Source organism: Paenibacillus shirakamiensis, from assembly GCF_017874255.1.
GTDB classification, from domain to species: Bacteria; Bacillota; Bacilli; order Paenibacillales; family Paenibacillaceae; genus Fontibacillus; species Fontibacillus shirakamiensis.
On the sequence record NZ_JAGGLD010000002.1, the window covers coordinates 483,192 to 497,040 of the forward strand.

General features: G+C 39.6%; 16 protein-coding genes. 1 reads left to right on the top strand and 15 read right to left on the bottom strand.

All coding sequences use genetic code 11. The features are described from left to right. Positions 1–49: 49 nt before the first annotated feature. Positions 50–661 carry a hypothetical protein gene (locus J2Z69_RS09120; RefSeq protein WP_209861309.1) on the top strand — a complete coding sequence of 204 codons (612 nt, stop codon included), beginning with the start codon at positions 50–52 and terminating at the stop codon, positions 659–661. Positions 662–691: 30 nt separating this feature from the next. On the opposite strand, the gene J2Z69_RS09125 is transcribed toward J2Z69_RS09120, so the two are convergent. From J2Z69_RS09125 to J2Z69_RS09195, 15 genes are all read right to left on the bottom strand, one after another. Continuing rightward, positions 692–1,252 carry a hypothetical protein gene (locus J2Z69_RS09125; RefSeq protein WP_209861311.1) on the bottom strand — a complete coding sequence of 187 codons (561 nt, stop codon included), beginning with the start codon at positions 1,250–1,252 and terminating at the stop codon, positions 692–694. A gap of 71 nt (positions 1,253–1,323) precedes the next feature. Next, positions 1,324–1,539 (bottom strand): hypothetical protein, encoded by a 216-nt coding sequence (locus J2Z69_RS09130; RefSeq protein WP_209861312.1) that lies wholly within the window; start codon positions 1,537–1,539, stop codon positions 1,324–1,326. Between the two features lie 95 nt (positions 1,540–1,634). After that, positions 1,635–2,729 (bottom strand): toxic anion resistance protein, encoded by a 1,095-nt coding sequence (locus tag J2Z69_RS09135; protein ID WP_209861314.1) that lies wholly within the window; start codon positions 2,727–2,729, stop codon positions 1,635–1,637. A 12-nt stretch (positions 2,730–2,741) separates the two neighbouring features. Continuing rightward, entirely contained in the window at positions 2,742–3,389 is a 648-nt protein-coding gene (locus J2Z69_RS09140) for a hypothetical protein (RefSeq protein WP_209861316.1), read from the bottom strand. An 88-nt stretch (positions 3,390–3,477) separates the two neighbouring features. Then, complete coding sequence (locus J2Z69_RS09145; RefSeq protein WP_209861318.1) at positions 3,478–4,497, bottom strand: ATP-grasp domain-containing protein; 1,020 nt, start codon at positions 4,495–4,497, stop codon at positions 3,478–3,480. Positions 4,498–4,536: 39 nt separating this feature from the next. Continuing rightward, positions 4,537–5,352: an HAD family hydrolase gene (locus tag J2Z69_RS09150; protein WP_209861320.1), complete on the bottom strand. Its 816-nt coding sequence runs from the start codon at positions 5,350–5,352 to the stop codon at positions 4,537–4,539. A gap of 1 nt (position 5,353) precedes the next feature. Further along, positions 5,354–6,484 (bottom strand): cysteine protease StiP family protein, encoded by a 1,131-nt coding sequence (locus tag J2Z69_RS09155; protein WP_209861322.1) that lies wholly within the window; start codon positions 6,482–6,484, stop codon positions 5,354–5,356. Between the two features lie 21 nt (positions 6,485–6,505). Next, positions 6,506–7,900 carry a phosphoribosyltransferase family protein gene (locus J2Z69_RS09160; protein ID WP_245339108.1) on the bottom strand — a complete coding sequence of 465 codons (1,395 nt, stop codon included), beginning with the start codon at positions 7,898–7,900 and terminating at the stop codon, positions 6,506–6,508. Beyond that, the gene (locus tag J2Z69_RS09165) at positions 7,830–9,047 is read right to left on the bottom strand and encodes an HpcH/HpaI aldolase/citrate lyase family protein (RefSeq protein WP_209861324.1); all 1,218 of its coding nucleotides are present in this window, start codon (positions 9,045–9,047) and stop codon (positions 7,830–7,832) included. The genes J2Z69_RS09160 and J2Z69_RS09165 overlap by 71 nt, the downstream gene beginning before the upstream one ends. 129 nt (positions 9,048–9,176) lie before the next feature. Then, a complete protein-coding gene (locus tag J2Z69_RS09170) occupies positions 9,177–9,974 on the bottom strand; it encodes a TerC family protein (protein ID WP_425354994.1) in 798 nt (265 codons plus the stop codon). A gap of 25 nt (positions 9,975–9,999) precedes the next feature. Then, on the bottom strand, positions 10,000–11,205 hold the full coding sequence (locus J2Z69_RS09175; RefSeq protein WP_209861328.1) for a TerD family protein: 1,206 nt from the start codon (positions 11,203–11,205) through the stop codon (positions 10,000–10,002). 65 nt (positions 11,206–11,270) lie between these two features. Further along, complete coding sequence (locus tag J2Z69_RS09180; RefSeq protein ID WP_209861329.1) at positions 11,271–11,852, bottom strand: TerD family protein; 582 nt, start codon at positions 11,850–11,852, stop codon at positions 11,271–11,273. A gap of 65 nt (positions 11,853–11,917) precedes the next feature. After that, positions 11,918–12,493, bottom strand: a complete 576-nt coding sequence (locus tag J2Z69_RS09185; RefSeq protein ID WP_209861331.1) for a TerD family protein — start codon at positions 12,491–12,493, stop codon at positions 11,918–11,920. A gap of 30 nt (positions 12,494–12,523) precedes the next feature. Next, entirely contained in the window at positions 12,524–13,123 is a 600-nt protein-coding gene (locus J2Z69_RS09190) for a TerD family protein (RefSeq protein WP_209861333.1), read from the bottom strand. Positions 13,124–13,365: 242 nt separating this feature from the next. Then, positions 13,366–13,821 (bottom strand): tellurite resistance TerB family protein, encoded by a 456-nt coding sequence (locus J2Z69_RS09195; protein WP_209861336.1) that lies wholly within the window; start codon positions 13,819–13,821, stop codon positions 13,366–13,368. Between the last annotated feature and the right edge of the window lie 28 nt (positions 13,822–13,849).

Here is a 13,849-nt window from a genome sequence, read left to right on the forward strand (position 1 = left end):
ACATGGTACTATAACAATATATATTGATATAGAAAAGGAATGAAGATTCATGAGAATTTTTTTGAAATGGCTAATCTACATGATTCCTGGGCTTTTGGGCCAAATCTACATAACAACCCACTTCCATCCACCTAGAAATACTTCATTGTTCTTAAGCGTGCCCTTGTTTATTTTCTTTTCACTTATTAATTTAATGGCTTATCATCTATTCTTTGTGCCAAAAAAAATAAAAAAGAAGCTTCTACGTTCGGTAACTCTTCTTTCAAAAAGAGAACATGCATTAGAACTAGACAACAGCTTCAAGAAATTCATTACAGAAGCTAGAGATAGGCAAGCAACGTTTAATGGTTTTCGTATCCTTGAATTAAAAAGACTTGAGGAAACAGCACTTAAAAAAAGAGAGCGTCTAACTTACTTTGTTACGATTTTAGGATGGATTTTTTATATCTTTTTTTTACAGATCATTATATTTAATATACTGACGATCGGTCTCCATATTGAGATCTTCTATATTGAATGTGTGTTCGGAGTATTGTTACTATTGTTGTTCATGATATTCAGAGAGCAAAAAATTGAATGGGAGGTTCAGGCCCATACATTAAAACGTTGTATTCAGAAGTGTGGAGAAAAGGATATATTTGAGTTTGATAATAGCTACTGAGTTATTTATTCTTTTCTACTAGCCATTCATTTAGAATCTAGCTTGATTACCAAAGTCCAAATGAGGTCCATTCAAATTCTCCATACTCGTTAAAGCTTTCTCATAGATTCTCGTAATCTGCTGAATTCTTTGAAATTCTACGTCTGATGGACCTAAATCATTCATGAACATATGTTGCATGATACTTGAGTATAGGCTAATCTTCTTTCGTAGTTCTAATTGTTCAAGCTGAATGATCTCCTCTAACGTGTGTTCTTCTATGAAATCTAGAATACTATCAGGAGCATTAGATTGATCACGACTAGAATTTCGGTGATTGGACTCTACATGCCCCTCCAGATCAATAGATGTACGAAGGATCGAAAAAGGAATTCTTTCTTTGGCTAACATCACTTGAAACGATTTGTTTTGAAATAAATCACTCATTACTAACTTGCTCATCTCCATGTTGCCTAGCAAAATTCCATCAAACGGGTGTAAAATCCAAACACCCTCTTTCATATAAAGGTTAAAATTAAAATACTCCCCGCCATACAAATATGTAATATTAATAGATGACTCTGTTATACAGCTATAGTTAAACTCCGACATGCTCTGCCTCCTAGTATCTTCTAATCTTAGATATATCATAGCAGATTTTGTAAGTGGTCTCCTACGGATTTTTAAGTGCTGTTGTTGTTCAGTTCTGCAATAGATTCTGCCCTTTCAAAAGCAGCAACAAGAATAAGAGAAAGTAACAGCACAAGACAAATAACTCCTCCTAACATCGTTTCACATCCCTTAGTTTTTCCATTACTATATGAATACGATTGATATTTTATGAACAAAAAATCATGCTCCTCTAAATAATTTCTTTCGTACAACGTGCGTAATTTCATCCTCCTTGTCGGTGTGTCTTGTATATTCCTATACATTAAAAAACAGCAACCTTTGAAATTCAAAGGCTGCCGTTGGTTAAAATTCCAATCCTAAGTTAATCAAGCAGTTCATTCCATTGGGTGGGTACCTCTGACCCTTGTCCTGCCTTATTACTGGGCATAAGCCCAAGCCGATTATGCATCTGCTCATTAATTTGCGCTAGACGTTTGGTGTGCTCTGTAGCAGACTGAATAATTGTACGGTTAGATTGTTCATACAAATCAATAGCTGAGAACAAATCCGTCGTAGCTCGATTGATAGATTCTAATTGTAAGGCTGGTTGACCCAGAAGATCATTCGTTTTTTGTGTCGTCTCTTTTAATAGACGAGAATTCTCCTCAAACATATGATTCAGCGTATCATTAGCAGCATTCACAGCTTGGATTGTCTGCATTTGATCTTGAAGAGCCATAGCAATCATAGCAGAGACGGTTATTAGATGTTGTGTCTTATCAATAGTGGCATCCACTGTATCGATCAACTTATCATTATTATCCATAATAATATCTGTACCGGCAATGGCTTGTTGATAGAGCATGATCATCTCTTGAAAAGATTGAATGCGTGTAACTACTTTTCTCAGTCCTCTTTCAAGATGAACTTTCTTGTTCTCATTCTCAGGCTTTGCCATCTCTTCTTCGAACAATTGACGGAGTCTCTCACCCATTTGAATGCGCATTTGTAGGTTATAGACTGCTTCGAAAGAGCTTTTCTTCAAATTTTTCATATACATGATATTTTCTTCTAACGTTTCTTTCCCATTTCTTAAAGACTGAATAATTGCATTTACATTGGTTCTCACAGACTGATATTTATAGACATAATTCTTTAGTGGCGTTTTCTTAAGTACTTTATCCAAGAAGCTGAGTTGCTTGCTTTTACTTAGCCCATCAATTTCTGAACGAAGCTTCAAAATGTCTTTAGACACCTCACTACTTTTCCCAGACATGAGCTCGTTCACAGGTCGTTCCAGCATCGCCAAGGATTGACCTGCTTGCTCCATCGTTCTCGAACCCATGCGTCCCATCTGATCCATAAGCGTATCTAGTTCTATCGCATCCGAAGTTGCCACTTTTTGAATCCATTGCTTTGCTTCTTGGTCTACTTTTATCCTATCCGTCTCTTTAAGCTGCACAGTCTGAATAGACATGAATGAACCTCCTTAGTCTGTTGAGCGATAACGTTGTTGGATCAAATCCATACGTGTTTGCAGTTCGATAAGATCTTTTTGTTCGATAGTCTCAACATAGATGGATAGCTTAGAGTTGATATCTTTAATGCCGTCTAGCAATAACCGTCGGTTTAACCTTTTCCCTTCACCACTTAACTTTAAAAAAGGATTAATCGCACCGTTCAGATCTTTGAACACGAGTCGCTGAATATTGTGATTGACGCCTGAATCATTCAATTCTTTTAGTTGAGGGATTAAGCGGGTTATTCTGGAGAGAAGACTTAACACCTTATCTACAATTTCATTGTCGAGCATGTTTTTTTGTCCCTCTGAAATTATCGTCTCTTGAATGACATAGGTATATTCAAGAAAAGGGCCCCAAAATGGATCATGTTCCTGAGGTGAACGTGCATCTTCCTTTTGAATTCTAGTATCTAAGTCTATCAACTGTGGATTAGAATCTAGAGATTTTTGCGTATTATGATCCTTTTTCTCCCTACTTAAAAGATAGATCGGCCCAAGTGCGAATGCAGTGGGAATACATAAACTAATAAATTCAGGCACTAAACTTGAAGTGAAAAGACTTAATAAGAACCCCACCATTAAGATCATAATCGAAACTCTAAATCTCTTAGACAAATGTGAGCACCTCCTGTCTATATCCCCTATATTCACTCATTCATATATATCCCATCTTAAATCATAGCTTTTATAATTTCCAATATTATCAAGCATTGCTTATAATCAATTCTTTCTCGATATGCGTTGCTGTAATGTCTAATTTGGGCTCTTGTACATGTACTTCTCCACCAAGTAAGCTTTTCAGAGCTAAATAGGGGAAGTTCACACCACTTAAGCAGGACATATACAGTCCGCCAGAAGCCCTTGGATTGATCTCTAATAATTTGGGGACGTTATGCTGATAAATAAATTGAACGTTGAAATTGTATTGAAGTGAAAGCACCTTCTGTATCGCCCGGCTTAGTTCAATCAATTCCGCGTTCGCTTCAAGCTTACGTATCCGTCCCTCTACTTTTTTACGCGGTACTGCAGCAAGTAGTTCATTCTCTCGCCCTAGGCAATCCACACTGTACTCGTGACCTTCAAGTAATTCCATCACCATTAAGGCATCAAAATGATCAACGCTAGACAATAGTTCAATAAGATCCTCAAGGAGAAGCGTATTGGTTACAGGCTCATATATACTCCAAATATCCGCGGGAGTCTCTTCGATAATACGGAAACCCCCACCTCCCTCACCCTTAACCGGTTTAATACAGATACGGTGTCCCTTTTCCTTCAGTGTCCGGTAGGCCTGTTGAAATTCATTCACTGTAGTTGCGATGAAATAATCTGGTAAGGTGAGCCCTTCAACTGAGCTCAGAGCCTGGAACAACCGGCCTTTATCCCCTACGACTTCCAGAAGTGTAGGATCTCCGCCTATCAACACTTGGGTACCTATCTGCTGAAACGCTGAGCCGTGATAAGAAATTTCGGTCAGTCCAAAATGAGGGATAAACACGTCGATCTGATGCTTTTTACAGAAATCTAAGCAATAGGCTATATATTCGTCCATAGGTAAAATGGGTTCGATCTCTGAATAGTCGGCAACTTGGAGCATCGGTGAGTGTTGTCTAGGGTGAGTTGCGTATATGATAAATTTCTCACGGTCCTCATTATTTCGAATCATCTCAATATAATGGCTTGCAGCCGAGAATGTACGATTAAACCAAATTCGTGTGGACATAGTTGTATTCACTCTTCCGTATGTGGGGTATTGGCGAAACTATCCGTCAACTAAAGAGGCTAGAAGCCTCATCTCTTGCTTAATGCCAAGTAACAATTCCTCTGAAGCTCTAATTCCCGCACTAGTAGTGAACTTGTAGATGTTCGATGCTGCATATACATTAAATAATTCTCCATGTCCCGGGGCAATAGCATAGTCAGCGACAGCTAATAGACTTTCATCTAAAAGAGAATCGCCCGCTGCTGCGACATAGGAAGTCCCTAGGCGATCCATAATGTAACGAAGCGCATCCCCTTTATTAATTCTGGATGGAATTAAGTACATCTTTCGGCCTTGTACCGAGATCGACCATCCAAGTAGGGACAATTGATCTCTCAGACTATCTAGAACTTCCTCAGGCATTATATTTCGATCGATAATGATGGTATAGAACATCCCATCGCAAAGTCTTCCTCTTAAGGCCCAATCAGGAGTGGATAAGGTATCGAATAACTCCTTAATCTCTTGATGTTCTGCCGATGTTAGCATCGCTGTCTGCACCAGAGATGCCCACTCTTGATCAGGAGTGCCATCTATTAAAATATTCCCTCCGTTACTCGTAATCGCATATTTAGGCGAGAATGTATCCTTAATGCCAAAGATTCTCTGGTATTGTTCAATAGTTCGAGTCGTAACAGGAATAAACGTTGCGATATCGGAGATCTCTTTAAGTAACGTAAGAGATTGCACCGTCATAAAAGATAGAACTTCGTTGTTATATAACTCTACAGGCATAAGTTCATCTTCGGGAATGCCCTCACCCATGGAATTTCTAGAATAGATGAGCGTACGATCGAGATCACTTGCAAATATCAACTTATTCACCACCTTCCATGGGCTTAATGATGCCACAACATGAATAGGTCAATTCAGGATAGACTTCTACAGGGACTTGACGATCCTGTGCCAATAAAAGAATATGCTGCAAATTCGGATTATCCATATGATCCACAAGTATTTTCCAAGGAATTCTTCGTAAAAGAACTCGGGTTGTCTCTCCTACGCCTGGTTTTATGAGATTCACATCCCTTATACCATAGTCCGCTTGAATTCTCTGAATGTCTTGCATTCCTTGCCAAGTTGCTACATCGGGTTGAGTGTGCAGCCATATATCCGATTGGGCTTTTGCCTCCGCAGATACGGTATGAAAATAAGCTGAAATTTTATCAACAAATAAATTAGAAAGATCCTCAGATTCCCATTCTTTATAGTACTTCGCTCCATGAAAATCGCTTGCTCCAATGAGGTCATCTCGGAGAACGGTTCTGCTCATTAATCCAGATACCGTGGAGTTTAGACAAGCACTTGGAATCAAGAAATCTTCTTGAGTTCCAAACGTTTCTGAACATTTGCCTGGATCGGCTAATACAGCAAGATCATCGTTAAGAAAAATCCCTTGAAGCGCCAGCTTGTCCTTAGCCGCTATTAAGACTTTTCGAATTGCTCCTTTTCCCGTCCAACCATCTACAAACTGGATCTCCATTCCGGGATGTTGTTGTAACATATAATGAATTGCATTCTCGTCAATTCCTTTTCCGCGAATGATGGATATGCTGTAATGTGGCACATCTAATCCGTACGTCTCCTTGAGATATCTTTTTATTAATACCCCAATGGGTGTACCGGCACGGGCTAAAGAAGCAAGGATGATGTTCGTTCCTCGCTTCCTTAGGATGAGTTCAGATACGATTGCACAAGCCTTCGCAACTTTCTCTGCTGTATGATCCAATGTGTCATGAAATAGCTTAATATACTCTGGCGTAGGTTGATATTCAACGGGTAACATCTCGGAGTAATGGGTCCCCGATTGAATGGCCTCTTCGCGATCTTCTGTACTTTTTTCAAGAGATACGTTACTTAAATCCTTCAATAGAAAGATGACATCCTCCGCTTTATAACTTCCTACTTGCGCAGGAGCTGCGAGAGTCTTGCTTGTTGGAATACTCATGGACATGTTCCCCCCTAAATATTAAGTAGCTAAATCCACAATGTGGATTCTATTAACCTTAGTAGATTCCAGCGCTTGCAGTAGAGGTGTGAGGCGCAATCTATCCTTCTCTCTCTCCATGAATACGAAGATTTCATCGTATAGATCCCCAGTAATGTTGTAAAAAAAATTAGGTATACTACCGTCTTCTGGACAATCAAATGGGTATACATGATGAATAGCATACGTATCCTCAGGACTTGGGTGAATGGGACTGCGTGTAGTAGATTGATACGAAATTCCTTGACCCATCTGCGCCGCAATCCGCATAGGAATATACATGAATTCCCCTGTTCCCAGACAAAGGGTGCGGCTACCCATTCTTTTTTGTTCAAGATATGAAGCACATGCATCGACTTGTTGATCTAACCCGGATATGTCAGCCCCCGTCATCCCAAATCGACCTGTAGATTTGAGATAGGGTAATGTATTCACCTGATCGGCAGAGTGAAGTGACGAATAACGATAATGTTCAAAGAAGTGTCCAACTGGGTGGTTGTAAATTTGAGCTTTAGATTCCTTTAAAGTTCCCTCATTAGCCGGGGCCCCTGCCTCTATGGGACTCCCACTTACAGAAATAGAACCTTGGATTAATGAAAGCGTAGAAATGGTAATGCCCAATTGCTGTTCGACTTCATGAAACCGAAGGATGTCTTGATCGGAACGCCAATCCAGCAAGCTAGCAATAACATACTGATTTCTTGGATATTTTTGATGAAGGTCTTGAATAATGTTCAGTGCTGTTCTCCCTGTTGTTATCTCATCGTCAATAAGGACAACCGGTTCATCTCCTGTAAAGAAGTCCGATTGGGCATAACATCGATGGGCAGTAGCATGAGAATGTTCTTCTTCAAATTGAAGAACGGGTTCCACTTCAGCTATACAATCTCGGGTTGTATGCACATACTTCGTAGGGCCCGAAAATATATCGAACATACTATGTCCCAGAGCGGTCGCTGTTTCCGCAAAGCCGATAAATAAGGTAGGCTCTTTTACAGCTAAAGGGCGGCTTTTTAAATTTCGGTAGATCTCTTCAGCCTTATCCTCTTGATAGAAACCTTCAATAATGTCTTCGATACGATGCTCTGATCGGCCCCCACATTGCTGTTGATATAGAATTCCCAAGGCTGCGCCACTTAGTAAAGATACATGCGGATTTACAGGCAAATGCTTTCCGAGTACTTTACTCACAAACAAAAAACTTCTTTTTTTATTGATCCGTGCCGCCATTTCGAAGAGCAAATCTAGCGGTAACTGAAATGGATTCCTAGTTACTTCAATAGTCACTTCGAGATCTTCGAGAATATTATACAAATGCTTCTCTTTGGGCAAATTCATCTTGTCCGATGAGAAGGGAAGTGAAGTTTTTATGTTCATTGAGCACCCCATATATTTTTGAACGTTTCAAGATTCCATCGGCCCAATTCAGGTGTGGCTTGATTTCATTCATTTTATTTTTGTACTGACTTTTAAATACGCCAAGATTACCATGATTATGTTCCATAATATTAAGCGCATCGCAATACTCTTCATGCGTAACCGCATACAAAGATTGCACAGGAAGAATGTGACTAGGATGAATAATAGTCTTTCCAATGATCCCGTTTTCTTTGTCTAACATAACCTCTCGAAGAAGACCGTCTACATAAATATTAATATAATCCATTCGCAGTTTACGCCCATCTGAACCTGCAGCATCTTCAAAAGGAGTCTGTCTCAATTGAGGTTTGAGCACTCGGTCACTTTTGAAATACTCCCATACGGGACCAGAGATGACAAAATGATCTTGGAATCGTCCAAACATATTCACGATATCCGCAATGCAGTCACGAATCACGCTGATATCATAAATGGTCATATCGGGGCTACGACGAAGCCCAAACAAACTCGAAAAATCAGTTGCACCAATCCGCACATTGAGAACAAAGTCCTTATACTCATGAAGTAAAGATTTAATATTAAGAAGTGTATCTGTTCTAGACTCCAGATAAATTACGTCAGCGGTTTCAAGAATAGGCATCCCATATAAAGTTGGAAAAGATGAGGGCTTTTTCATGTTATAGCTACTGATTATTTCGAAATATTGCTTACCATTCTCCATACTGAATTTGGGGAGTGTAAACCCGGTAATGACGGCTATACTCTCCCCCAGTGTATCGATTAATCGCTGCAATTGCTCCCCGTTACGTACACGAATAAAAATTAGCGGGAGATGACTACTGTCTATACTGCCCGTTGTTATTAATGAATGTACCTTCCAGATTTGTTGACATAATGATTCTTCAGCCAATGGAACTTGATTCTCCCCAATAGCATCTTCTAAGTCGATTACTTTCGTAACTAGCCCTTTAATTTTCCTATTTAAGATCTCATCGGAGATGCCTTCTCTAGTAGCGGGCATATAAAGCGCAGCTCCTACAGCATAGGCAAGAATATCTTTTGGAGAATAATTGGAGAACGACGTAGGGGCAGAATAAAAAAGACTATTTTCTTCTTCGCTCGATAAGTAATCGAAGTAACGCATTGTTGTACCTCCACGATCATAGTATCCACACTATTATTCATAACAAGAACTCATTCGATATTGTATAAGGAATAAAAAAATCCCACGGTCTGAATGCGGGATATTTAGGAAATATGAAGTTACAACTTTTTATGCGGATTTCGAAGATTGTTCCGACTTTCTACGCACTACACTAACGATCATCGTTCCTACAAATACAGCGATCAATAAGCCAAAGAATAAGAAATGCGACATTTCATACCCAGCTACACCAGCAAGCATTTTCGCTCCAATAATAATAATAAGTATAAATGCTGCTTTCTCAAGTTCTGGGAAACGTTCAATAAGTCTTAAGAAGACCTGAGCTACTCCGCGCATCATAAGCACACCCAAAATACCGCCTAAGAACAACACCCATACTTTATCACTGATACCAAAAGCGGCAATTACACTATCGATACTAAATGCAATATCCATTAATTCAACAGTTAAGACGGTACGCCAGAAGCCGGCGCCTTTATTCTCCACCCCATCCTCCTCATCCGCTTTTTTAGCGATAAAAGGAAGAACAGGAATATTGCCAAGGCGAGCCCACCGGACTTCCAGATCAAACAGATTACTACAAGCAATCCATAATAGATAAAGACCTCCAGCAATTTTCACCCATGTAATCTTAACTAAGAAGGTACCGATGCTGATTGCAATAAAGCGGAAGATATAGGCACCGATGATTCCATAGAATAGAGCTTTCTTTTGTTGATCCTTAGGTAAATGTTTGACAAGTACCGCAAGAACAAGCGCATTATCTGCGGACAGAAGTCCTTCTAGTAGAATTAGCGATGCTATAATGCCCCAACTTAATGGGTCAGAGAGGATCGCTGCGGTGTGTTCCCAATTGAAAAATTCAAGAAAGTTATTAAAAAAACTAGATATAAACTCAGACATAATATTGCTTTCCCCCTAAATTGACCTACTATTTACTACCGGCCGTCCACCTCATATTCCAATTGTAAGCGGCATCCATTTCCTTATGACCTTGGTGATATTCTACTAATCTTTCAATACTGAATGTCTGATTGTTCACATTTCTAATCATAGCTATAGCACACATGCGCTTATGATTGTTATGTTCTGTAAGGCGTACCTCAATATCTGGGCCTCCGGCTTGCTTAATCGTAACAAGGCCATCCGCTTCAGACCAGTTGGTAATTCCTTCGTAAATAAAAGCATAAATAACAATCCGTTCGATTTCGGACAGATATTTGCCATTAATTCTAAGATTCTCCCCTGTGGTAACAGATCCTGTACGATCATCTCCATCCAGAGATATATAAGGATAGCGGTTCAGGTCTCCGAACGAGTTACCTAAAGCTTGAATCGCCCCTTTTCCTCCATCCTTCATCTCAAATAAACAAGCTAGGTCGAGATCGACACCCTTTGAACGGAAAAAGGATGGAGATTTCTGATTCCAATTGAGATTAACGAGGATTTCGCCCATGGGACCTGCATTCTTCTGTAAATTGATAACGTCCCCTCTTTTTTTCAACTCGATCTTCTGAAGATTAATAGGAGGAATGGAGGGTGGAGTAGGTGGCGCAACAGATTCTGACTTAACTTCAATACCAAAACTACTACATAGAGCTTCTAAACCCCCGGAATAACCTGAACCAATAGCATTGAACTTCCATTCCCCGTTGTATCTATATAATTCGCCTACGACAATGGCAGTTTCTACGGAGAAGTCTTTTCCAATGTTATAGTGAATTAGTTCTTTTCCGCTTAAAGAATCTATGATCCGTATGTAACTATCATCAATATGAGAAAAATTTTGTCCTCTCTTTTCGCCCTCATAGATGGTTAAAGCAAAGGATATCCGCTCATATGAAGATGGAACATGCTGGAGGTTTATAGAGAGCTGTGCCTGATCTACTAATCCTGAATAATTCTGCTTGCCCGATTCGATCACTGTAATAGACCCGCCGGGTCCTTGAGGATTTCCGTAAAAGATTAAATCTTCATCTTTGGTTACTTTGGATGTTGCAGATAATAGAAAGGCAGAAAAATCAACTTCAATAGAACTATTCGGCGTCTTCCACCCCATACCAACAATAAGGTTGTTCAAACCTGGATTGGTTTTGGTAAGATCGGCTTTTTGGCCTTTTGTTAAGGAAGTCATCATGCGAAATCAACCTTTCAACTCGTGATATAGCGGATGCCAAGACTTGGCATCCGTTCAACCTTCAATTATTGAGCATCTAGTCCATAATTTTTGCAAAGTGCTGCTAAACCACCACTAAAGCCAGAACCAATCGCTTGGAATTTCCAATCGGTCCCTTGACGATACAGCTCACAAATAACTACAGCTGTCTCCAAAGAGAAATCTTCCCCTAAATCATAACGAAGGACTTCTCTGTCTGAGACGGCATCAACGAGGCGCACAAAAGCATTAGATACATGTCCGAAGTTCTGATTCCGTTGTTGTGCTTCATGAATGGTGACCGTAATACCAATCCGATCAATATGTGCAGGCACTTTTGAGAAATCGAGGATGATTTGTTCATCGTCGCCATCCCCTTCACCTGTACGATTATCGCCCGTATGCACAACTGCTCCATTATATAGATTGGCATTGTTATAGAAAAGAAAATCTTCTATACCTTTTGCTTTACCATTTGCATCTAACAGAAAAGCGGAAGCGTCTAAGTCGTAGTCCTGACCCGTGTTATATTTATTAATATCCCAGCCCAATCCTATGACTACTTTTGTTAGACCAGGATTTGTTTTGGTAAGGTCGATGCGTTGGCCCTTAGATAGACTTATTGTCATGTATCTCCACTCCTAATAAATGTATTAAAAGGGCCGCCCAACAAAAGACGGCTCTCTACAAAGATTTATGCTAGACCAAAATCTTTTACAAGTCCTTCAAGACCGTTCTGATAACCACTTCCGACTGCACTGAACTTCCATTCCGTACCATGACGATATAATTCACCAACTACAATTGCAGTTTCTACAGAAAAATCTTCGCCTAGATCATAACGAATAATCTCCTCATTCGTATCTTCATTCACTATACGTACATAGGCATTGGATACTTGTCCGAAATTCTGACTGCGCTCTTGAGCTTCATGGATAGTAATGCAGAACGAGACCTTTTGAACTTCCCCAGGAATTGTGGACAGATCAACTTTCAACTGTTCATCATCGCCATCCCCATCACCTGTACGATTGTCACCCGTATGTAGAACGGAGCCATTGGAGTTCTGGCTATTGTTGAAGAAGATAAAATCTTTCTCGGATGAAGCTTTGCCTGATTCATTCAAACAGAAAGCAGAAGCATCCAAATCAAAGTCTTTGCCTCCATCATATTTGTTGGTATCCCAGCCAAGCCCCACAAGAACTTTACTAAGACCTGGATTTGTTTTGGTCAGATCAATTTTTTGACCTTTAGATAGATTGATAGCCATGATAACATTCTCCTCAATAATTGTAGTAGTTTATGAGTACCTTTGTGCCAAAATATTAATATGAGCCGCATGAGCTCCTTCACCTATAGCATTAAACTTCCATTCTCCCTGATTACGGTAGAGTTCTCCTACGATTAGAGCTGTCATGCCCGCATAACTATCCGTTAGATTGAACCGGCATAATTCTTTATCATCTTGTGAATTCATCACACGAATATATGCAGACTGGATCATACCGAAATCTTGACCCCGTTGTTCACATTGATAGATATTTACGCATGCAAGAATTCTGTGGACATCCGCAGGAATTTTGTTCAGATCAATCTGAATTTGCTCATCATCGCCTTCGCCTTCCCCGGTAAGGTTATCCCCAGAATGGCGTACAGATCCACAAGGACTCGTTAGGTTATGAAAGCACACTAGATTTTGCATACCGGAAAGCTTCCCATTTGCATCAAGGAGAATTGCAGAAGCATCACAATCAATATTGGGCGCAACCTTTTTGGTACCAAAAAAACCTTTCTTCTCCGTGGACACGGGATCCCAACCTAGGCCAATAGTCATACTTGTTAAACCGATATTCCCTTTGGTTAAATCAATTTTCTGACCTTTCACCAATGAAATTGTCATTTGATACACCTCCTCTCAAGGAAAATCTTACTAATTTCAGTATAAACAGTTTCGCTATTAACAGCAATTTTTGGCGATAATATTTACTTATTTAACTAATATTAATCGATTTTGGCTAATAAAATGTTTACTTTTGTCAGATTATATCAAAAAAATCCTTGCGCTCTCGTGGACATATACTTTTAATAAATATAAAAAGAACCGCTAACACTCTAGCGGTCCTTAAGACTTACTTCATTTTGTTAGAGACCGAATTCTCCTGGATTGAGACTAAGAACATTACAGATATCACGAACAGCGGCTTTTTCTTGATCATCAAAATCTCCGTCTGCTGCACCTACAGCGCAACATACGCCAACAATGACGCGTCCTACGTCTGGTTTTGTTTTGAATTTCCCAATGACTCGAAGTGCCTCTTGCTTTCCGACCATGACATCAAAATCCATATTTCCAGCATAATGATTAAAACGTTCGATGACTTCACTCATATTAAATACATTCAGTTCAGAACTTCTTCCTAAGTAAGCTGCCATTTTTTGTTTTTCTGAAGCATCAATCGTACCATCTGCTACAGATACAACTGCACAGCCTGCCACAATAGCTTCCATCAGATCTTTACTCTTGAATTTTTTGACTCCATCTGAAATATTACCTTTTGTTCTTGATAACCAATTCGAGAATGAACCTAGTGTACCCATATAACATTCCTCCAACTTTTTATTGTGT